This window comes from Janthinobacterium sp. OK676, assembly GCF_900103595.1.
GTDB lineage: Bacteria > Pseudomonadota > Gammaproteobacteria > Burkholderiales > Burkholderiaceae_D > Janthinobacterium.
Genome location: NZ_FNHA01000019.1, coordinates 13,521 through 35,693, shown reverse-complemented (window position 1 = coordinate 35,693; position 22,173 = coordinate 13,521). Strand labels below are relative to the sequence as shown.

The following is a 22,173-nucleotide window of genomic DNA, read 5'->3' as shown; positions in this document are numbered from 1 at the left end:
TGTTCTTCCAGACTGGGCCAGCGTGACGGTGGCCGCTGGCTGTGTGCGCGCACCTAGCGAGGCCCAAGTTGAAAGAGTACACAGCAGTTGTCACGCAGCAGATCAAGGAACAGATTTCCAAAGTCAAAGAAATCTTCCGTGACCATTCCCTTGCACCGGACACCTTCGACGCCGCGCGCGACGATGCCTTGCCCCTGCGTTCCGAATTATTCAGCGCCATGCAGATGGCCGCCCACGGCAAGCACGTGGCCGCCGGCCATGCGGTGGGCAAGCATCACGGCCGCGACCGCCTGCTGGCACGCCTGGCCGACAATGCGGCCCTGATCACGGCCACCGTCAACGAGCTGACGGCGACCGTCAAAAGCGGACGCCAGGTCACGCCCGCCTCGGAATGGCTGCTCGATAATTTCTACCTGATCGAAGAGCAGATCCGCACCACGCGGCGCCATTTGCCGAAGAACTACAGCAAGGAGCTGCCGCGCTTGACGTCAGGCCCCGACGCCGGCTGCCCGCGCGTCTATAAAATCGCGCTGGAAATCATCTCGCACGGCGACGGCCGGGTCGACCTGGAAAACCTGTGTCACTTCGTCGAGGCTTACCAGGACGTGGCCACGCTCACGCTCGGTGAACTGTGGGCCGTGCCCATCATGCTGCGCCTGGCCCTGATCGAGAACCTGCGCCGCGTGGCCGTGCGCGTGGCCGACGACCGCATGCAGCGCGACCTGGCCAATACCTGGGCCGACCAGATGACGGAGATCGCCGAGCGCAATCCCAGCGGCTTGATCCTGCTCGTGGCCGACATGGCCCGCTCGAACCCGCCGATGACCAGCGCCTTCGTGGCCGAATTGTCGCGCCGCCTGCAGGGGCAAAGTTCCTCGCTGACCCTGGCCTTGTCGTGGCTGACGCACAAGCTGGCCGAGTCGGGCCTCACCATCGAGCAGCAGATCCAGTCCGAGATCGGGCAGCAGGCGGCCGACCAGCTGTCGATCGCCAACAGCATTGGCAGCCTGCGTTTTCTCGGCACCATGGATTGGCAGGAATTCGTCGAAACGATGAGCGTGGTCGAGCAGACCTTGCGCCTGGACCCGGCCGGCACTTATGGCTTGATGGATTTCGCCACGCGCGACAGCTACCGCCACGCCATCGAACGCATCGCCAAGCGCAGCGGGCGCAGCGAAGTGGAAGTGGCCGAGATGGTGGTGCAGCTGGCGCACACGCACGGCAACGGCAATGACGCGCGCCGCGGCCATATCGGCTTTTACCTCGTGGGGCGCGGCGTGCTGGTGCTGGAAAAGCAGGCCGGCGCCAAGCTGCCCTTCGTCGAGGCGCTGCAGCATACGGCGCGCGCCGCGCCGCTGGCCGTGTACCTGGGCGCCATCTGCTTCCTGAGCCTGGCGACGAGCGCCTTGCTGCTCGAGCGTGCCGTGCGCCACGGCGTGCAGGGCTGGCCACTGGCGGCGCTGGGCGTGCTGGCGCTGTTGGGCAGCAGCCAGCTGGCCGTGGCCGTGGTGAACTGGCTGGCGACCCTGATGACGTCGCCGCACCCGCTGCCGCGCATGGATTACCAGGCCGGCATTCCGTCGGACGCGCGCGGCATTGTTGTCGTGCCGACCCTGATCTACAGCCAGCAGAACGTGGCGGCCCTGTGCGAGGCGCTGGAAGTGCGGTATCTCGCCAACCGCGACCCGAACCTGCGTTTCTGCCTGCTGACGGACTTCGTCGACGCGGAGACGCAAACGATGCCGGGCGACGAAGCCCTGCTGCGCCAGGCGCAGGAGACCATCCGCGCCCTGAACGAGAAGTACCGCGTGGAAGGCGTCGAATTCAAGGACAACGGCGACCCGGCCGATCCCGAGGAACTGGGCCACGTGGGACCGTTCCTGTTGCTGCACCGTCCGCGCCTGTGGAATTCGCAGCAAAATGCATGGATGGGGCAGGAGCGCAAGCGCGGCAAATTATCCGACCTGCACGCGTTCCTGCGCGGCGGCGCGCGCGACAGATTCTCGCTGGTGGAAGGCGAGTTGCGCGGCTTGCGCACGATCAAATACGTGATCACGCTCGACACCGATACGCAGCTGCCGCGCGACGCGGCGCGCGAATTCATCGCCACCATGATGCACCCGCTGAACCGTCCCGTGCTCGACGCGGCGGGCACGCGCGTGGTGGCCGGCTATGGCATCCTGCAGCCGCGCGTGGCCGTGGCGCTGCCCAGTGCGAACGCGTCGCGCTACGAGCTGCTGTGCGGCGGTGAACCGGGCATCGACCCGTACACGCGCACCGTCTCCGACCTGTACCAGGACGTGTTTTATGAAGGCTCGTTCATCGGCAAGGGCATCTATGACCTCGACATGTTCGAGCGCGTGCTGGGCCAGCGCCTGCCCGACAATAAAATCCTCAGTCACGATCTGCTGGAAGGCTGTTATCTGCGCGCGGGCCTCTTGAGCGACTCGCAGCTGTACGAGGAATATCCGGCCCGCTACGACGCCGACGTGAGCCGCCGCCAGCGCTGGATCCGTGGCGACTGGCAGTTGATCGGCTGGCTGCTGGGCCGTGTGCCGGGCCGCGCCGGCAAACGCGAGCGCAATCCCTTGTCGATGCTGTCGCGCTGGAAGCTGTTCGACAATCTGCGCCGCAGCGTCGTCGCGCCCGCCACCACCGTGTCGCTGTTGCTGGTGTGGGGCTTCTTGCCGCACGTGGCCTTCTGGAGCGCGGCCGTGCTGGCCATCATCTTCCTGCCGCCCGTCTTTTCCGCCCTGTACGATTTGCTGCGCAAGCCGCGCGATACCTTGTGGCGCCAGCACCTGGCCGCGTTCGAGCGGCGCTGCGGCGTGCAGTTTTCGCATGCCATGCTGACCCTCGTCTTCCTGCCGTACGAAGCGTGGATCAGTCTCGATGCCATCGTCCGCACCCTGTGGCGCCTGGGCGTGTCGCACAAGCATTTGCTCGACTGGCGCGCCTCGAACCTGCACGTATCGTCAGGTTCGCAGGCCGACAGCTGGCGCGCCATGTGGTGCTCGCCCGCGCTGGCACTGGCCACTTTCGGCGCCTTGCTCCACTGGCGTCCGGAAGCCTTGCCGGCCGCCGCCGTGGTGCTGTTGTTGTGGCTGGCCGCACCGGCCATCGCCTGGTGGATCAGCCGTCCGATCGAGCGGGCCGTGGCGCGCCTGTCGGTCGAGCAGGGACGTTTTTTGCATGGCGTGGCGCGCAAGACCTGGGCGTATTTCGACACCTTCGTCGGACCGGATGACCACTGGCTGCCGCCCGATAACATGCAGGAACACCCGAACCTCGTGGTGGCGCACCGCACCTCGCCGACGAATATCGGCCTGGCGCTGCTGGCCAACCTGACGGCCTACGATTTCGGCTACATCACCCTGGGGCAGCTGATCGAACGCAGCCGCGCCACACTGCAGACCATGGGGGAGCTGGAACGCTTCCAGGGCCATTTCTATAACTGGTACGACACGCAGACCCTGAAGGCGCTGCAGCCCATGTACATCTCTACGGTCGACAGCGGGAACCTGGCCGGCCATCTGCTGACCTTGCAGCCGGGACTGGTCGAGCTGTATGACGCCCCGATCATCGGCGCGCAAGTGGTGCAGGGCATCCGCACGACGGCGCAGGTGCTGCAGGAATTCATCGCCGCCGAAGGCGAGGGCAAGGCCATGCGCGACGGCATGACCCTGCTGCAGGCGCAGGCGGCACCGGCCAGCCTGGACGAATGGCATGCTTATCTCTCCGCCGCGAATGGCGCGGCCGATGCGCTGCTGTCGCTCACCCTGCAAAGCGAGGATGGCGAGCTGTCCATGTGGGCGGGAGCGTTGGCGCGCCAGTGCCGCGCGGCGCTGGCCGAGCTGCTGCAGCTGGCGCCGTGGGCGGCGCAGACGGGTGTCGATGCGGCGCTGATGCGCGTGCCCACCCTGCGCGAACTGGCCAACCTGGAAGCGCCGCAAGGCACGCCTTCCGAACTGCTCGCCTTGCTGGCGCAGGGCCGCGAACAGGCGGGCCGCCACATGCGCGACATTGCTCACGCGGCGGGCCAGGCGCGCGATTTCGCGCAGATCGAGTACGGCTTCCTGTACAACCCGTCGACAAAACTGCTGGCCATCGGCTACAACGTCAGCGAACGGCGTCTGGACCCCAGCTACTACGATTTGCTCGCCTCCGAAGTGCGCCTGGCCAGCTTCATCGCCATCGCCCAGGGCCAGCTGCCGCAGGAGCACTGGTTCGCCCTGGGCCGCCAGCTGTGCATGGTGGCCGGCCAGCCCGTGCTGCTGTCCTGGAGCGGCTCGATGTTCGAGTACCTGATGCCGCTCCTGGTGATGCCGAACTACCCGAACACCTTGCTCGACCAGACCTACCACTCCGTCATCGAGGCGCAGATCGATTACGGGCGCCAGCGCGACGTGCCATGGGGGATTTCCGAGTCCGGCTACAACACGGTCGACGCCAGTTTGAACTACCAATACCGTGCCTTCGGCGTGCCGGGGCTGGGCTTGAAGCGGGGCCTGGCCGACGACCTGGTGGTGGCGCCGTACGCTAGCATGATGGGCCTGATGGTGCAGCCGGAAGCGTCGTGCCAGAACCTGCAGCGCATGCAGGCGGCCGGCTACATGGGCCGCTACGGCTTTTTTGAAGCCATCGATTTCACCACGGCGCGACTGCCGCGCGGGCAGGGCAGCGCCGTCATCCGCTCCTTCATGGTGCACCACCAGGGCATGGGCTTTCTGGCCCTCAGCTACCTGCTGCACGACCGTCCGATGCAGCGCCGTTTCGAGTCCGATCCGCTGCTGCAATCGGCCTTGCTGGTGCTGCAGGAACGCACGCCGCAGGCAGGCGCGTTTTACTCGAACACGGCCGAACTGGCGGTGCTGCGCAGCGGCGCGCCCGAGCAGGCCATGCCGATGCGCATCCTCACGCAAGCCAACAGCGCCGTGCCGGAAACGCAGCTGCTGTCGAACGGCCGCTACCACGTCATGGTGAGTAATGCGGGGGGCAGCTACAGCCGCTGGAAAGACCTGTCCGTGACGCGCTGGCGCGAAGACAGCACGCGCGATAACTGGGGCAATTTCTGCTATCTGCGCGACCTTGACGACGGCGCCGTCTGGTCCACCATGTACCAGCCGACCCTGGCCGAACCGAAGAAGTACGAAGTGATCTTTTCCGAGGGACGGGCCGAGTTCCGCCGCGCCGACCATGGCCTGGAACTGTACACGGAAATCGTCGTCTCGCCCGAGGACGACATCGAGATGCGCCGCACGCGCATCAGCAATAATTCGAACCGCCAGCGGCGCATCGAGATCACCAGCTTTGCCGAAGTGGTGATGGCGCCGGCGGCGGCCGATGCGGCCCATCCCGCGTTCAGCAAGCTGTTCGTGCAGACGGAAATCCTCGCGCATGAAAAGGCGATTTTGTGTACGCGCCGGCCCCGCTCGAAAGAGGAGCAGATGCCCTGGCTGCTGCATGTGATGACCGTGCACGATATCGAGCGCTATGAAGTGTCGTTCGAGACGGACCGCGCGCGCTTCATCGGCCGCGGCAATACGCCGCAGCTGCCGCAGGCGCTGCAGGACGATGGCCCGTTGAGTGGCGGCCACGGTTCCGTGCTCGACCCCATCGTGGCCATCCGCTACGTCATCACGCTCGAACCCGACCAGGCCGTCACTGTCGACAGCGTGACCGGCATGGCCGAACAGCGCGAGGCGGCCCTGCACCTGATCGACAAATACCAGGACCGCCATCTGGCCGACCGCGTGTTCGAACTGGCCTGGACGCACAGCCAGGTGGTGCTGCGCCAATTGAATGCCAGCGAAGCCGATGCGCAGCTGTATGCGCGCCTGGCCAACGCCGTGATCTATCCGAATGCGGCCTTGCGTGCGGAAGCGAGCATCCTGATCAAGAACCAGCGCGGCCAGTCCGGCCTGTGGGCGTATGCCATTTCCGGCGACTTGCCCATCGTGCTGCTGCAGATACGCGACGCGGCCAATATCGAGCTGGCGCGCCAGATGGTGCAGGCGCATGCCTATTGGCGCCTGAAGGGGTTGATCGTCGACCTGGTGATCTGGTACGAGGAGCAGTCGGGCTACCGCCAGCTGCTGCACGACCAGATCATGGGCCTGATCGCCTCGGGCATCGATGCGCAGGCGATCGACCGCCCGGGCGGCATCTTCGTGCGCCTGGCCGAGCAGATCGCCAACGAAGACCGCATCTTGCTGCAATCGGTGGCGCGCGCCATCATCAGCGACCTGCGCGGCACCCTGGCCGAGCAGGTCAAGCGCCCGCCGAGTCCCGTGCTGCGCATGCCGCCTCTGCTGCAGGACCCTGCCCGCGAACAGGGCGGCGTGCCGCACCGGGCGCCGGCGCGCGAGCTGATCCTGGAAAATGGCCTCGGCGGCTTTACGCCCGATGGCCGCGAATACGTGATCACCACGGGCGACGGCAAGCAGACGCCGGCGCCCTGGTCGAACGTGCTGGCCAATGCGCAATTCGGCACGGTGGTGTCGGAAGCGGGCCAGGCGTATACGTGGAGCGAGAATGCGCATGAATTCCGCCTCACGCCGTGGCAGAACGATCCTGTCTCGGACCTGTCCGGCGAAGCGTTCTATGTGCGCGACGAGCAAAGCGGCCAGTTCTGGTCGCCCACTTCGCTGCCGGCGCGCGGCAGCGGCGACTACGTGACGCGCCACGGTTTCGGCTATAGTATTTTTGAGCACAGCGAGGCGGGCATCGCCACGGAACTGTGCACCTACGTGGCGCTGGACGCGGCAGTCAAATACTCGGTGATCAAGGTGCGCAACGACAGCGGCGTGCCGCGCCGCCTGTCCGTCACAGGCTACGTGGAATGGGTGATGGCCGACCTGCGCGCCAAGTCCGGCATGCACGTGAACACCGAGGTCGACACGATCAGCGGCGCCCTGTTTGCGCGCAATAACTACAACACGGAATTTTCGGGCCGCGTCGGCTTTTTCAATACGGACGCCAGCATCCGTTCCATCACCTGCGACCGTAATGAATTCATCGGTCGCAATGGCAGCCTGGCGCAGCCGGCGGCGCTGCGCCGCGTGCGCCTGTCGGGCAAGGCGGGCACGGGACTGGACCAGTGCGCCGCCATCCAGGTGCCGTTCGAGCTGCAGCCGGGGCAGGAGCGCGAAATCGTCTTCATCCTCGGCGTGGGCGGGCGCCGCAATGCCGACGCCAGCACCATGGTGCAGCGCCATGCGGGCAAGGAAGCGGCCCGCGCCACGCTCGACGCCGTGCGCGCGCACTGGGAAAATACCCTGGGCGCCGTGCGCATCGAAACGCCCGACCCGTCGCTCGACGTCATCGCCAACGGCTGGCTGATGTACCAGACCATCGCCTGCCGCCTGTGGGCGCGCAGCGGCTATTACCAGTCGGGCGGCGCCTACGGTTTCCGCGACCAGCTGCAAGACGCGATGGCGATGATACACACGGCGCCGCAGCTGCTGCGCAAGCACTTGCTGCTGTGCGCGGCGCACCAGTTTGTCGAAGGCGACGTGCAGCACTGGTGGCATCCGCCGTCGGACCGGGGCGTGCGCACGCACTGCTCCGACGATTACCTGTGGCTGCCGCTGGCCGCCTGCCGCTACGTGATCGCCACGGGCGACGTCAACGTGCTGTCGGAAGTGGCGCCCTTCATCGAGGGCCGCGCCGTCAAGCCGGAAGAGGATTCGTATTACGACTTGCCCGTGCGCTCGGGCGAATCGGCCGACCTGTACGAGCACTGCGTGCGCGCCATCCGCCATGGCCTGCGCCTGGGCGTGCACGGCTTGCCGCTGATCGGGTCCTGCGACTGGAACGACGGCATGGACAAGGTGGGCGAGCATGGCAAGGGCGAGAGCGTGTGGCTGGCTTTCTTCCTGTATGAAGTGCTGCAGCGCTTTGCCGAAGTGGCCATGCTGCGCGGCGACGCCGCGTTCGCCCAGTTCTGCCGCGACGAAGCCGTGAAACTGGCCGCCAACGTCGAGGAGCATGCGTGGGACGGCGAATGGTACCGGCGCGCGTATTTCGATGACGGCACGCCCTTGGGTTCGCACACGAACGAGGAATGCCAGATCGATTCGATTTCGCAAAGCTGGGGCGTGCTGTCGGGCGCCGCCAACAAGGAGCGGGTCGCCGGCGCCATGCGCCAGGTCGATGCGCGCCTGGTGCGCCGCGATTCGGGCGTGATCCAGCTGCTCGATCCGCCGTTCGACAAGGCCGACCTCAATCCCGGCTACATCCGCGGCTATGTGCCCGGCGTGCGCGAGAATGGCGGCCAGTACACGCATGCGGCCATCTGGACGGCGATGGCGTTTGCCCGCATGGGCGACGGCGAAAAGGCGTGGGAATTGCTGCGCATGATCAGTCCCGTGCGCCATGGCGCCGACGCGCAGGCGGTGGCGCGCTACAAGGTGGAGCCGTACGTGGTGACAGCCGACGTGTATGCGGTGGCGCCGCACGTGGGACGCGGCGGCTGGAGCTGGTACACGGGGTCGTCGGGCTGGCTGTATCGGCTGATCGTCGAATCCCTGCTCGGTCTGACGCGCGAAGCGAACGTGCTGCGCGTGACGCCCACCATGCCGGCCGAGTGGCGCGGCTTCAAGCTGCATTACCGCTTCGGCGCCAGCAGTTACGCCATCACGGTGGAGCAGGCGCAGGGGCGGCCTGCGGGACTGTCGCTCGATGGCGTGGCGCAGGGCGGCAACAGCATCACCCTGCGCGACGAGGGCCGCGAGTATGCGGTGCTATTGCTGGTTTAGTCTTGCCCACGTACTTGCCACGCATCGTGTTCGGGCCGGCGCCGGCCGGCCAGCAGGATCAGGCCGGCGCCGAACAGCAGCAGGTCGCGCGTGCGTACTTCGGGCGCGGACTGCATTGCCGTCTGCTGGTGATAGTTCAAGGGTGCCGCCGTGGCGGCAACAGGCTGGCTTGCGCAAGCGGCCAGGCACAGCGCCGCCACTTTTCCATTTAACTGCATAGATTCCTCAAGAAAGCGCGCCGGCCGTTCGGGATCGGCGCGCCGGTATTCATGTCGACGACATTGTAATTATGAACATGAATATTGTAAATGAGAAATTATCCATGGCTGTGTCAAAATCCCAGTGCCGCGCCCGCACCGAGCAGGGTGGCCACGCCCAGCACGGCAAAGACCAGCGCCGCGATGCCGTGCACGAGGCGCAGCGACACGCGGTTGGCGATTCGGTCGCCCAGATAGACGGCCGGCACGTTGGCCAGCATCATGCCGAAGGTGGTGCCCAGCACGACAGAAACAATATCGTGGTAGCGCGCCGCCAGCGCCACGGTCGCCACCTGCGTCTTGTCGCCCATTTCCGCCATGAAGAAGGCGATCAGGGTGGTCAGAAAGACGCCGTATTTGGCCAGCTTCGTCTCGTCTTCATCGAGCTTGTCGGGGATCAGGGTCCAGGCGGCCATGGCGAGGAACGACACGCCCAGCACCCAGCGCAGCACGTCGGGTCCCAGCATGCTGGTGATCCAGGCGCCGACGGCGGCGGCAAACGCGTGGTTGGCGATGGTGGCGACGAAAATGGCCAGCACGATGGGTAGCGGTTTGCGGAATTTGGCGGCCAGCAGAAAGGCCAGGAGTTGGGTTTTGTCGCCGATTTCAGCGAGACCGACGATGCCGGTGGAGATGAGGAATGCTTCCATGGGATTGCGAGAGGTACGTGGGCCGGACGAATTAACCAATGATCCACGGGCGACTCCGGCCCATGCGGCCGCCCTGGATCAATGGTCTCGTCAAGTCTTGCAACCACCTGCACCATGGCCTGCGGGCCAATCATGTTGATACAGGTTCCCGCGGCAGGACCGCAGGACGACTACTCCCCAATGTTCGAGGCGCATCATACGCCAATGCCCGCGCCGGCGCCAGTGCCGCCGGCGCGCGGCGCGGCCATGCGTGTGGGACTTCGACAACAATGACCGGTTTGCAAACAGACTCGACTTAGAATGCAGTTCTGTCCACGACTCCCAGATGGAATGCGCCATGCCGGTCCTTGTCCGCTTGCTTGCCTTGTGTTTGACCTTGTTTTCCCCCTTGTCCGCCCTGTGCGCCGCCGCGCCCTTCGACGACAAGTTCCGCCAGCTGGAAGAGCTGCTGCCCACGCCGAACAGCTACCGCACGGCGTCCGGCGCGCCGGGCCACGCCTACTGGCAGCAGCGCGCCGACTACGTGATCCGCGCCACGCTCGATGAGGAACGGCGCGCCATCACGGCCAGCGAACAGATCACCTATCACAACCGCTCGCCCGACAGCCTCGCGTATCTGTGGCTGCAGCTGGACCAGAACGGCTTGCGCCAGGATGCCGACCAGCGCCGCGTACTGAGCGCGCCCTCGCGCCAGGCCTGGCTGAGTAACAGCGAGGACGAAGCGCTGAAATTCGAGGACTTGCGCGCCATCCATGCGGGCCGCGAATTCGACGGCGGCTTCAAGCTCACCGCCGTGAAAGCGGCCAGCGGCAAGCCGCTGCCGCATGTGGTCAACCAGACCATGTTGCGCATCGACCTGCCGGTGGCGCTGGCGCCCGGCCAGAGCATCACGTTCAGCATCGACTGGTCGTATCGGATCAATGACCAGAAGGTGCTCGTCGAGCGCTCCGGCTATGAGTATTTTGAGGACGACAAGAACACGATCTTCCAGATCGCGCAGTGGTTCCCGCGCATGGCCGCGTATTACGACGCCGTCGGCTGGCAGCACAAGCAATTCCTCGGTTCCGGCGAGTTCACCCTGGAGTTTGGCGACTACGAGCTGTACCTGACGGTGCCGTCCGATCACGTGGTGGCCGCCACCGGGGAACTGCAAAATCCCGCCGCCGTGCTGAGCGCGGCGCAGCGCGAACGCCTGGCGCGGGCAAAAAACAGCAATACGCCGCTGCTGGTGATTACGCCGCAGGAAGCGCTGGCGGCGGAAAAGGGCAAGCCGGCCGGCACGAAAACCTGGCACTTCAAGGCCGCCAATGTGCGCGACGTGGCGTGGGCGTCGAGCCGCAAGTTCATCTGGGATGCGCAGGGCCTGGACAGCGGCGGCAAGCGCGTGATGGCCATGTCGTATTACCCGAACGAGGGCAACCCGCTGTGGCAGCAGTACAGCACGCGCGCCGTCGTGCACGCGATCGAGCAGTACAACAAATACAGTTTCGACTATCCCTATCCGAACGCGATTTCCGTCAACGGCGCCGTGGGCGGCATGGAGTATCCGATGATTGCGTTCAATGGCGGGCGCCCCGTGAAGGACAAGAAGACGGGCGAGCGCACGTACTCGAAGACGACGAAATACGACCTGATCGGCGTGATCATCCACGAAGTGGGGCATAACTATTTTCCCATGGTCGTCAACTCGGACGAGCGCCAGTGGACGTGGATGGACGAGGGCTTGAATTCCTTCCTGCAGTACCTGGCCGAGCAGGCGTGGGAAGAGCATTTCCCGTCCTGGAATGGCGAGCCGCGCAAGATCGTCGACTACATGCGCAGCCAGAACCAGGTACCCATCATGACCAATTCCGAGTCCTTGCTGCAGTTCACGGCGAACGCCTACGACAAGCCGGCCACGGCCCTCAACATCCTGCGCGAGACCATCCTCGGGCGCGAACTGTTCGACTTCGCCTTCAAGCAGTACGCCGTGCGCTGGAAGTTCAAGCGCCCGACGCCGGCCGACTTTTTCCGCACCATGGAAGACGCTTCCGGCACGGACCTGGACTGGTTCTGGCGCGGCTGGTTCTATACCACCGATGCGGTCGACATCAGCATCGACGGCATCAGCGAATATGGCGTGAGCACGAAGAATCCCGAAGTCGAGAAAGCGTGGAAGAAGGCGCAGAAGGCGGCGCAGCCGATATCGATCTCGGACCAGCGCAACAAGGCGCTGCCGAAGAAGGTCGACATCGATCCCGCGCTGAAGGATTTCTACAACCAGCATGATGAATTCACGGTCACCAACAAGGACCGCAACAGCTATGCGGAAGAGCAGGAAGGGCTGGAACCGTGGGAGAGGAAGCTGCTGGAACAGCGCAACATGGGCAAGCATCTGTACCTGGTCGACTTTTCGAATCTCGGCGGCCTGGTGATGCCGCTGATCCTGGAAATCGAACTGAAAAGCGGCAAGAAGATCATCGAGCGCGTACCTGCCGAAGTGTGGCGCTATGCGCCGCACAAGATCAGTAAAGTGATCGTCACGGACGAACCGATGGTGGGCCTGGTGCAGGACCCGTATTGGGAGACGGCCGACATCGACACCAGCAACAATAGCTGGCCGAGAAAAATCACGCCATCGCGCCTCGAGCTGTTCAAGCTCGATCGCGACAAGAACAACCTGATGAAGGATTTTAATACGCCGCTCAAGGCGCCCGAGGCAAAGCCGGAAGCCAAGGCCGAGACGAAATAGGGAAACAGCGCCGACCGGTCCGGCGCTTTTTTCTGCCGGCCTGCGCCGGAAGTGCTATTCTGCGCGACGCCCCGGCGTACACGGACCGGGGCTTTCGCAAATCATTCAAAAGACGACCATGCAAACTTTGACCTTCCTGCGCGCGCTGGGCTGTGCGCTACTTTGCCAGCTAACCCTGGCCGCGCACGCCGACCCCCTCAGCTATGCGCGCTATGACCAGGTGCGCACGCGCGACCTGCAGCTGGACCTGAAAGCGGACTTCAAGCAAAAGACCCTGTCGGGCTATGCCGAGCTGTCCTTGAACTGGATCGATCCGGCGGCGCGCACCCTGGTGCTCGACACGCGCGATTTGTCGATCGCGAAGGTGCAGGTACAGGACAAGCGCGGCGCCTGGCAGATGGCGCCGTACCAGCTGGACAAGGCCGATCCGGAAAAGGGCCAGGCGCTGCGCATCACCACCACGGGCCAGCCGGGCAAGGTGCGCGTCTACTATCACACGGCGCCGAACGCCATCGCGCTGCAGTGGCTCACGCCGCAGCAGACCATGTCGGGCAAGCTGCCTTTCATGTTCAGCCAGTCGCAAAGCGTCAACGCCCGCTCGTGGGTGCCGTCGCAGGATACGCCGGCCGTGCGTTTTACGTATAGCGCGCGCATCGATGCGCCGGCGGGCATGCGCGTCGTCATGAGCGCCGAGAACGACGAAAAGGCGACGGGCAAGGGCGGCTGGAAATTCAGGATGCCGCAGCCGATTCCATCGTATTTGCTGGCCATTGCCATCGGCGAACTGGAAGTGCGCAAGCTCGGTCCCCGCTCCGCCGTGTATGCGGAACCGCCACGCATCAAGGCCGCCGAATACGAGCTGGCCGACACGGAAAAGATGATACAGGCCGCCGAAGCGCTGTACGGCCCGTATGGCTGGGGACGCTACGACATGATCGTGCTGCCGCCATCGTTCCCTTACGGCGGCATGGAAAACCCGCGCCTGACCTTCCTCACGCCGACCATGATCGCGGGCGACCGCAGCCTGGTCGACCTGATCGCGCATGAACTGGCCCACTCGTGGTCGGGCAACCTGGTCACCAACGCCTCGTGGAAGCACATGTGGCTCAACGAGGGCTTCACCACCTACGTCACCACGCGCATCGTCGAGCAGCTGTATGGCAGCGACGTGGCGCAGATGGGCGTGCAGGTCGACCAGGAAGAACTGGCCGCCTCGATCCGCGAACTGCCTGCCGCGAAAACGGCGCTGATCACGCGCGATGCGGACGCCAACCCGGCCGAAACGTACACGGACGACGGCATCATCTACCCGAAAGGCGCCTGGTTCCTGGCCACCATGGAGCGCCGTGCCGGCCGCGCCGTGTTCGACCCCTTCCTGCGCGGCTGGTTCGACCAGCACGCGTTCCAGAGCGTGACGACGGAGCAGTTCGTCGCCTATCTGCGCAAGAACCTGCTGGCGCAGCATCCGGACGTGATGCCCGAAGCGGAACTCGATGAATGGCTGTATGGCACGGGCGTGCCGGCCAGCGCGCAGCGCGTCGTCTCGCCGCGCCTGGCGCTGCTCGACCAGCACCGCGACGCCTGGTTGAAAGGCACATTGCCGACGAAAGACCTGGGCATGGACAAGTGGATCGCCATCGAATCGATGCACTTCCTGAACGACATCAACAACAAGGCCAGCGCGGCGCAATTGCGTGAGCTGGACCAGGCCTACGGCGTGGGCAAGAGCGGCAACAATGAAGTGGCGTACCGCTTCTACCTGGCCGCCGTGAACGCCGGCTACGACGTGCAGCAGCCCTTGCAGGCATTCCTCATGAGCGTGGGCCGCCAGAAGTTCGTCGTGCCCCTCTACAGCGCCTTGATGAAGACGCCGCAGGGCCATGCCTGGGCCAAGGACGTGTATGCGCAGGCGCGCGAACGCTACCACCCGGTGACGCAGGAAAGCGTCGATAAATTGATGGCCGCGCAAGCGCATTGAACCTTCCTTGGACATCCTGACCATGCATACCATGAACCGTCTTGCCGCCGCCATCGTGCTGGCGTTTTCCGGCATCGCCGTGCCGGCGCTGGCTGTTGACGCGGCCCCCGTCGTTGCCGCCGCACCGGCACCCGCGCCTGCCTTCGATCTTGAGCGCGACGTCGCCACCGCCCTGAAAGTGTTCGACGTGCCCGGCATGGCGATCGCCATCGTCAAGGATGGCAAAGTCATCACCGCCAGGGGCTTTGGCGTGCGCAAACTGGGCGAACCGGCCGCCGTCGACGCGCAGACCGTCTTCGAAGTGGCATCGAACTCGAAAGGCTTCACGGCCGCCGCGCTGGCCATGCTGGTCGACGAAGGCAAGCTGGCCTGGGACGATCCCGTCACCAAGCACCTGCCCGGCTTTCAGATGCACGATTCCTACGTGACGGGCGCCATGACCATCCGCGACTTGCTGACGCACCGCAGTGGCCTGGGCCTGGGCGCGGGCGACTTGCTGTGGTGGCCGACGACGACCTTCAGCACCGACGAGATCATCGAGAAGCTGCGCTACATCCGTCCGGCCACGAGTTTTCGCAACAGCTATGCCTACGATAACCTGCTGTACATCGTGGCCGGCAAGATCATCGCCGACAAGGCGGGAAAAAGCTGGGGCGAGGCCATGCATGAGCGCATCCTGGCGCCGCTGGGCATGACGGGCACCACCACCAGCCTGGCGGAGAACGCGGGCAATCCCGACGTCGCCAATGCGCACAGCAAGATCGACGGCAAGATCGCCGCCGTCAAGTCGATGCCCGTGCCGAACGCCGTGGGCGCCGTCGGCATCAACACGAACGCGGAAGATATCGCCAAGTGGATGATGGTGCTGCTCGACGGCGGCAAGATCGCCGGCGTGAAGGACAAGGATGGCAAGGACGCGCGCCTGTTCAGCGAAAAGCAGGGCCGCGAAATGTGGGCGGCGCAAACGCCGATCAGGATCCCCGAGCCGAAACCGGCATTGGCCGCGACCAAACCGAACTTCAGCGCGTATGGCCTGGGTTTCCAGCTGCGCGACTACAAGGGCATGAAGGTGGCCATGCACGGCGGCGCGCTGCAGGGCTTTTATTCGCGCGTGGTGATGGTGCCGGAAGCGAAGCTGGGCGTGGCCATCCTCACCAATGCGGAAAATGGCGGTTCGATGACGGCACTGCAATGGCGCATCCTCGACCATTACCTGCAGGCGGCGCCGTCGGACTGGCTGGCGCTGGTGGCCAAGGTGGAGCAGGACCAGCATGCCGAGGAAGTGAAAAAGCAGGGCAAGGCGTCGAGCGCGCGCGCGGCCAGATCGCAGCCGTCGCTGCCGCTGGCGGCGTACGACGGCGAGTACGAGGATGCCTGGTACGGCAAGGTCATCATCAAGCCGGAAGGGAAAAAACATATCCTCAGCTTCACGCGCACACCGGACCTGACGGGCGAGCTGGAACACTGGCAGCACGACACCTTCATCGTGCGCTGGAAAGAGCGCAACTTCAACGCCGACGCCTACGTGACGTTCTCGCTCAATCCCGATGGCAGCATCGATCGGGTAAAGATGGCGCCCGTGTCGGCCGAGACGGATTTCAGCTACGACTTCCAGGACTTGAACCTGGTGCCGCTGAAACCGAAGGAAGCGAAGAAATAAGATGATAGGTCGGGTTAGCGCGCAGCGCGTAACCCGAGACGCTCACTTTATGGTTTGACGAACTTGAGTGTCATGCGGTCGCTCTCGCCAATGGCCGTGTACTTGGCCCGGTCCACATCCTTGTTGGCGTAGGTGGGCGGCAGCGCCCAGACGCCGCCCTGGTGGTCGGCCGTGTCTTTCGGATTGGCGTTGATCTCCGACTTGGCCGCCAGTTTGAAACCCGCGCCTTCGGCCAGCTTGATCACATACGCTTCGTGCATGTAGCCGCTGCTGGCCGTGGCGTCCTGCGCCTTGCTCGCCGGCAGGCGGTGCTCGACGACGCCGAATACGCCGCCCGGTTTCAGGCTGTCATAGACTTCCTTGAACAGGGTTTGCATGCCCGCTTCGCCGATCGGTATCCAGTTGTGGATATTGCGGAAGGTGAGCACCATGTCGGCCGTGCCCTTGGGCGCGATGCGGTAGGTGGTGGGTGGCGCGAAGGCGCCGATGTCCACCTTGCCGAAGGCGGCAGGATTGGCGTCGAGCTTTTGCTGGAAGCGCGCCGCGCCACGGCGCGCGCCTTCGCTGCTTGACTGCGGGTCGTTGCCGGCCGCGATCAGCTTGCCGTTGTCGCGCAGGTAGGGCGCCAGGATCTCCGTGTACCAGCCGCCGCCTGGCGCCAGTTCCACCACCGTCATGTTCGGCTTGATGCCGAAGAACATCAGCGTTTCATACGGGTGGCGGGCGCCGTCGCGCAGCGCGTTGGCCGGCGTGCGCGCGCTGCCGGCGATGGCCGCTTTCAGGGCCGCGTCGCCCGTGTCGGCGGCCAGTGCCGCGCCGCTGCCGCCACAGGCCAGCATGACCGTCAGGGCCGCAGCCAGGGATACTCGCTTCATCATCATTTGCTCCATGCGTGATTGGATCGGTTGGTGAATTGGTGGCGATCGCCATCAACGCCGATCATCGGTCAAGCACGCTGGCCGGTCAAGCGGATTCCGTCCCCCATGCGGCGGCATACGCGGGCATGTCGCAGGTGTTGAGCGCATCGGCGACGGCCGCGCCACGGCCGTGCGTGAACGGCAATTCGCCCGTCCAGACGGCATGCGCCATGTCGCCCGCATCGTCGAGCGGGCCGCCCTTGCGCTGCTTGACGGCGTATTCGTCGAGCGCGATGCGCAGCACGGTGGTGGCCGCGTATTCCTTGGCGCTGCCGCCGCGCACGTGCGCCAGGCGTCCCGGCATCAGCTTTTCCATCAGCGCGTCCATGGCCGCGTGCTGCTGGTCGATGTCGCTCACTTTTTCAAACCGCCCGTACACCATCGCCGAACGGTAGTTCATCGTGTGGTTGAAGGCGGAGCGCGCCAGTACCAGGCCGTCGAGATGGGTGACCGTCACGCACACGTCGCTGTCTTGCAAGAGCTTGAGCATGCGGCTGCCGTTCGAGCCGTGGATATACAAGTGGCCATCGATGCGCCAGCAGGCGGTCGGGATGCAATGGCTGCCCTTGTCGTCGTGGAAGGCGATATGGCACAGGTAGGCGGCGTCGAGGATGGCGTACAGGGCGGCTTGCTCGTAGCTGGCCAGTTCGGCGACGCGGCGCACGCGGGTACGGGGGCTGGGAGGCAGGGTGGTAGCGGTCATGGTGAGAATCCCGTTGGTTGAAGAGGAAGGCCGCACTATAATCGGCATCTGGCCCTGAAAAAAGATCCAGAAGTGAGAAATAATGTAGAGCCACAGTTGAGGGAGGCACATGGATTTTGCTTTGCTGCTGAACGCATTCGAGCGCACGCACCGCGAGCGGGGCTGGCCGCGCCAGCGCCTGCTGCATGAATGCCTGCGCGCGGCGATCCGCGGCGGCCAGCTGGCGCCCGGCACGCGCCTGGCCGCCACGCGCGTGCTGGCGGCGGAACTGGGACTGGCGCGCAATACCGTGTTGTACGCCTACGAGCAATTGGCCAGCGAAGGGTTTGTCTTGCCGGACCGGCGCGGCACCGTCGTCGCCGGCAGCGTTGGCGTGCCGACCGCCCCGCCAGTGAGCGCAGGCCAGGATGGCTTGTCGCGCCGCGCCCGGCGTTTGCGCGGCGTGGCGGGACAGGATGCCAGCGCGGCGGTGGTGTTTCCCGCCGACGCGATGGGTGCGTTTGCGCCTGGCGTGCCGGCGCTCGATGAATTTCCGCTGGCGCAGTGGCGGCGCATGCTGGACCGCGCGTGGCGCGCGTTGACGCCGCGCCAGCTCAATTACGGCGACCCTGCCGGCGAGCCGCAGCTGCGCATGGCCATCGCCGAGCATTTGCGCGCCGCGCGCGGCGTCGTCTGCGATGCGGGCCAGGTATTCATCACGGACGGCACGCAGAGCAGCCTCGATGTGTGCCTGCGCGCCTTTGCCGACCAGGGAGATACCTTGTGGATCGAGCATCCCGGCTATGGCGGCGCGCTGGCGGCGGGCCGTGGCGCCGGCTTGCAGGTGACGGGCATCGCCGTCGACATGGATGGCATCGCGCCGACGGACGACGACTGGCGCGTGACGCCGCCGCGCCTGATCTACACGACGCCGTCGCACCAGTATCCGACGGGCAGCGTGCTCAGTCCCGCGCGCCGCATGGCGCTGCTCGAACGCGCGCGCGCCGCCGGCGCCCTGATCATCGAAGACGATTACGACAGCGAATTTCGCCATGGCGGCCCGCCGCTGGCGGCCATGCAGGGACTGGTGGCCGACGCGCCCGTCGTATATCTGGGCACCTTCAGCAAGACCATGTTTCCCGCCTTGCGCCTGGCTTTTATCGTCGTGCCGGCCTCGCTGGCCGGGGCCTTCGCGCAGATGCAGGCGCAGGGCGCCGCGCGCGGCCGCGTGGCCGAACAGCTGGCGCTGGCCGAGTTCCTGCGCTGCGGCCTGTTCGCGCGCCACGTGCGGCGCATGCGCCGCCTGTACCGCCAGCGCCGCGACGCCTTGAGCGAGGCCTTGCAGCGCCATGCGTGTGCGGGCGCGGCCATCCATGGCGGCACGGCCGGCATGCACCTGGCGCTGCGCTTCCACGATGGCGCATGGGATGACCTGGCGCTGAGCCGCCGTGCCGCGCAGGACGGCATCGTGGCGCTGGCGCTGTCCGCGCATGGCACGGGAGAAGGGCCGGGTTGGAACGGTTTCCTGCTCGGTTATGCGCAGGTGCCGGCCGAGAACATGGATGGCCTGGCGCGCCGCCTGGGTGGGCTGCTGCCAGCGTGAGATTCCGACTTTACTGCTGATCCAGCATCCACTGCTTCAAGCCGTTGACCCAGTTCTTGGCAGGCAGGTTGAATTGCTTCTTGATGGTGGCGGCGCGCTCGTACAGCTCGCTGAAGTCGAGCGAGGGCGATTTTTTGAAGGCCAGCACGACGATGTTTTCATCTTCCACTTCCGGCACCCACACGACGGCATCGAAGACCAGTTCCATCGCCTGCAAATTCTTGTCGTAGTTGGGGAAGTCGCCGAAGACATTCGTGCACATGATGCCGTCGTCCGTCAGACAGTCGAAGCAGGCCTGATAGAACTCGGGCGTGTCGAGCACGGGCCCGCGCGCGTCTTCGTCGTACAGGTCCACTTGCAGCGCGTTGACGGTGCCATGGTTGGCCGGGTCGAGCACGAAGTCGAGCGCATTCATTTCGCGTACGTCGAGGCGTGCGTCGTTCGGCGGCAGCGCAAACTGGGCGCCGCAGATGGCGATCACGTTCGGATTGAGTTCGATGGCCGTGACCGTGGCGTCGGGGAAGCGGCGGTAGCTGAACTTGGTCAGCGCGGCGCTGCCCAGGCCCAGCTGCACGATGCGTTTGGGCTGCGTCTTGAACAGCATCCACATCATCATCATCTGCACGTATTCGAGCTCGATGGCGTCGGGTTTGTCCAGACGCATGGCGCCCTGCACCCACTTGGTCCCCAGGTGCAGGTAGCGGATGCCGCGGTGTTCGGTGGTGGTGGCGGGCGGGTGGCCCGGGTGGCTGAAAGCGGTATGGCTGGTGGAGGTAAAGTCGGTCGTCATGGCGTCAGTTTAGCAGCCGCCAAAGAAAAAGACGCCGTGGCGTCTTTGGGGGGAGCGCTCAAGATTGTTTGCGGCGCCGCGCCAGGAAGCCGAGTATGCCCAGGCCGGCCAGCAGCATGCCATAGGTTTCCGGTTCAGGAACGGGAGCCAGGTTCAGGTTGAAGACGCCGCCATAGCTGCCGCCCTTGGTGTTGCCGATGACGGTGAGGACCAGCGGGCCATTGAACAGGAGGTTCGTAGGCGCCAGGACTTCGCCCTGGGCATAGCCAAAGACGGTGGGGCCGCCAAAGCCGGTCAGTCCTATGCCGTTCAGGTCGGCACTGGTGAAGTGGATGGAGGAGCTGTCCGTGCCCGTGACGGACAGGTTGGCCAGGAAGGCTTGCGCGGTGGAACCGAAGGTCGCGTTGGGTGTGAACGTGAAGGTATCGGTGAAGTCGCCGAGCGGACTGGGCACCGCGCTGAAGCCGCTGGTCCACAGATTGCCCGTGGTATTGACGAGGTTGACCGTGTAGGCGGTGGCGCTGGCGCTGCCGATGGAAGCAGCGCTCAGGACCGCCGCTGCGATGAGTGATTTTAGTTTCATGTTGATCCCCGCGAAAAGACGATTGATGTTTCAAAAAAACCGTACCGCGCTGATAAATTATCGCTGAGACATCACGTTGTCAATTAGTTATTTCAATAGCATTATACAAACTCAAATAGCTTATTTCTAATACACGGGCATGGGATGCTTGAGATTGCCGTATTGGCAATTCAATTATCAATATTTTACTCAAAAATCGTTCGAGATTTTGTGGTCTAAAAATCGTTATACGAGGAACTAATTTCTGTCCAGCAAAGGCAGAATCAAGGTCACCGCCAGGCCGCCGCCCTCGCGGTTGGCCAGGGTGATGCGCCCGCCATGGGCTTCGGCGATTTCGCGCGCCAGGGCCAGGCCCAGCCCCGTGCCGCTGCGTTTGGTGGAGTAAAACGGCACCAGTGCGTTTTCCAGCACGGCGCTGCTCATGCCCGGACCGCGGTCGCGCACTTCGATGCGCAGCTGGCCATGCGCCTGGCTGACGTGCAGGCCGATATGCTCTTCCCTCGAGCCTGATTCCAGCGCATTCTTGAGCAGGTTCAGCAGTGCTTGCTGCATTTGCGCCGCATCGAACAAGGCCGCCTGCGCGGGTGGCGGGCCGTCGAGCGTGAAGGCCGCCTGCGAGGCGAGGCTGTCGAGGAAGGGGGGCCATTCGCATGGCGCCAGGCGCGGCGCGGGCAGCTTGGCAAAGCGCGCATAGCCGAGGATGAAGCTTTCCAGGTGGCGCGTGCGCTCCTCGATGGTGGCGAGGATTTGCGGCAGGCGTTCCGTCTGGCCGCGGCGCACCAGCTCGGCGCCGGAGTGTGCCAGCGAGGCCAGAGGCGCCAGCGAGTTGTTGAGTTCATGGCTGATGACGCGGATGACTTTTTTCCAGGTCTGCACTTCCTGGCGCCGCAGTTCCAGCGTCAGCTGGCGCAACAGCAGCAGTTCGTGCTTGCGTCCGTTCAGGCTGAAGCTGCGCCGCGCCAGGTGATAGACCTCTTCCTGTTCCCCTTCGCCGCTGGTAAACAGGCCGTCGTTGCGGCGCGCCAGCGCTTCGGCCAGTGCCGGCGCCGCCTCGCGCACGATGTCGGCCAGGTGGCGTCCTTCGAGTCGGCGGCCGTGATGCAGCAGCTGGCGCGCGGCCAGGTTGGCATAGACGATGGCGCTGCCCTCGGCCACCAGCAGCATGGCCACCGGCGTGTTCTGCACCATGGTGTCGAGCAGCAGTTCGCGCTGCACCAGGTCCAGGCGCTGCTTGCGCAGCACGTCGCCCAGCGCATTGTGGGCCGCCACCAGGTCGGCCAGTTCATCGTTCTGCGGCCAGCGCAAGCTGAAGCCGAAGTCGCCGTCCTGGTAGCTGGCGACCGTGCCGCTCAAGGCGCGAAACAGCGACAGCATCGATTGCAGTTGCGCGCGGATGGTAATGACGGCCACCGGCAGCACGCACAGCAGGGTGCCCGCCAGTACCAGCAGCGGCTGGCCTGGCAAAAAATGCGCGAGCAGCAGGGCGATGACGATGCCCAGCACGAGCAAGGTGACGATCAGCGCCGTCCAGCGCGTGAGCAGGGAGAGGCGCATGGGACGCAA

The 22,173-nt window shown here is 65.0% G+C and carries 12 protein-coding genes and 1 riboswitch; of the genes, 5 read left to right on the top strand and 7 right to left on the bottom strand.

Annotated features, from left to right (window positions below; translation table 11 throughout):
* Positions 1-68 precede the first annotated feature (68 nt).
* A complete protein-coding gene (locus BLU39_RS27010; protein WP_368087037.1) occupies positions 69-8,759 on the top strand; it encodes a glycoside hydrolase family 94 protein in 8,691 nt (2,896 codons plus the stop codon).
* Here BLU39_RS27010 and BLU39_RS27005 read toward each other — a convergent pair.
* Together BLU39_RS27005 and BLU39_RS27000 are read right to left on the bottom strand one after the other, a co-directional pair.
* Entirely contained in the window at positions 8,756-8,977 is a 222-nt protein-coding gene (locus BLU39_RS27005; protein ID WP_092719260.1) for a hypothetical protein, read from the bottom strand. The genes BLU39_RS27010 and BLU39_RS27005 overlap by 4 nt on opposite strands.
* 113 nt (positions 8,978-9,090) lie before the next feature.
* A complete protein-coding gene (locus BLU39_RS27000; protein ID WP_058050181.1) occupies positions 9,091-9,666 on the bottom strand; it encodes a TMEM165/GDT1 family protein in 576 nt (191 codons plus the stop codon).
* A 9-nt stretch (positions 9,667-9,675) separates the two neighbouring features.
* Positions 9,676-9,857, bottom strand: a riboswitch (yybP-ykoY riboswitch).
* 146 nt (positions 9,858-10,003) lie between these two features.
* Between BLU39_RS27000 and BLU39_RS26995 the strand changes: the two genes are divergently transcribed.
* From BLU39_RS26995 to BLU39_RS26985, 3 genes are all read left to right on the top strand, one after another.
* Entirely contained in the window at positions 10,004-12,397 is a 2,394-nt protein-coding gene (locus BLU39_RS26995) for a M1 family aminopeptidase (protein ID WP_092719257.1), read from the top strand.
* Between the two features lie 118 nt (positions 12,398-12,515).
* Entirely contained in the window at positions 12,516-14,375 is a 1,860-nt protein-coding gene (locus tag BLU39_RS26990; RefSeq protein WP_092719254.1) for a M1 family metallopeptidase, read from the top strand.
* A gap of 22 nt (positions 14,376-14,397) precedes the next feature.
* Positions 14,398-16,035: a serine hydrolase gene (locus tag BLU39_RS26985; protein WP_092719302.1), complete on the top strand. Its 1,638-nt coding sequence runs from the start codon at positions 14,398-14,400 to the stop codon at positions 16,033-16,035.
* Between the two features lie 47 nt (positions 16,036-16,082).
* Here the strand turns inward: BLU39_RS26985 and BLU39_RS26980 are convergent, their stop codons facing one another.
* A complete protein-coding gene (locus BLU39_RS26980) occupies positions 16,083-16,910 on the bottom strand; it encodes a class I SAM-dependent methyltransferase (protein WP_175539432.1) in 828 nt (275 codons plus the stop codon).
* An 88-nt stretch (positions 16,911-16,998) separates the two neighbouring features.
* On the bottom strand, positions 16,999-17,655 hold the full coding sequence (locus BLU39_RS26975) for a pyridoxamine 5'-phosphate oxidase family protein (protein WP_092719251.1): 657 nt from the start codon (positions 17,653-17,655) through the stop codon (positions 16,999-17,001).
* A 109-nt stretch (positions 17,656-17,764) separates the two neighbouring features.
* Between BLU39_RS26975 and BLU39_RS26970 the strand changes: the two genes are divergently transcribed.
* Positions 17,765-19,237 (top strand): MocR-like pyridoxine biosynthesis transcription factor PdxR, encoded by a 1,473-nt coding sequence (locus tag BLU39_RS26970; RefSeq protein WP_092719248.1) that lies wholly within the window; start codon positions 17,765-17,767, stop codon positions 19,235-19,237.
* Between the two features lie 10 nt (positions 19,238-19,247).
* Here BLU39_RS26970 and BLU39_RS26965 read toward each other — a convergent pair whose 3' ends face one another.
* The 3 genes from BLU39_RS26965 to BLU39_RS26955 all read right to left on the bottom strand — a co-directional run bounded on the left by BLU39_RS26965 (position 19,248) and on the right by BLU39_RS26955 (position 22,164).
* Positions 19,248-20,027 (bottom strand): class I SAM-dependent methyltransferase, encoded by a 780-nt coding sequence (locus tag BLU39_RS26965; protein ID WP_092719245.1) that lies wholly within the window; start codon positions 20,025-20,027, stop codon positions 19,248-19,250.
* Between the two features lie 58 nt (positions 20,028-20,085).
* Positions 20,086-20,610 (bottom strand): FxDxF family PEP-CTERM protein, encoded by a 525-nt coding sequence (locus BLU39_RS26960; protein ID WP_092719243.1) that lies wholly within the window; start codon positions 20,608-20,610, stop codon positions 20,086-20,088.
* Positions 20,611-20,847: 237 nt separating this feature from the next.
* Positions 20,848-22,164, bottom strand: a complete 1,317-nt coding sequence (locus tag BLU39_RS26955; protein ID WP_232731277.1) for a sensor histidine kinase — start codon at positions 22,162-22,164, stop codon at positions 20,848-20,850.
* Between the last annotated feature and the right edge of the window lie 9 nt (positions 22,165-22,173).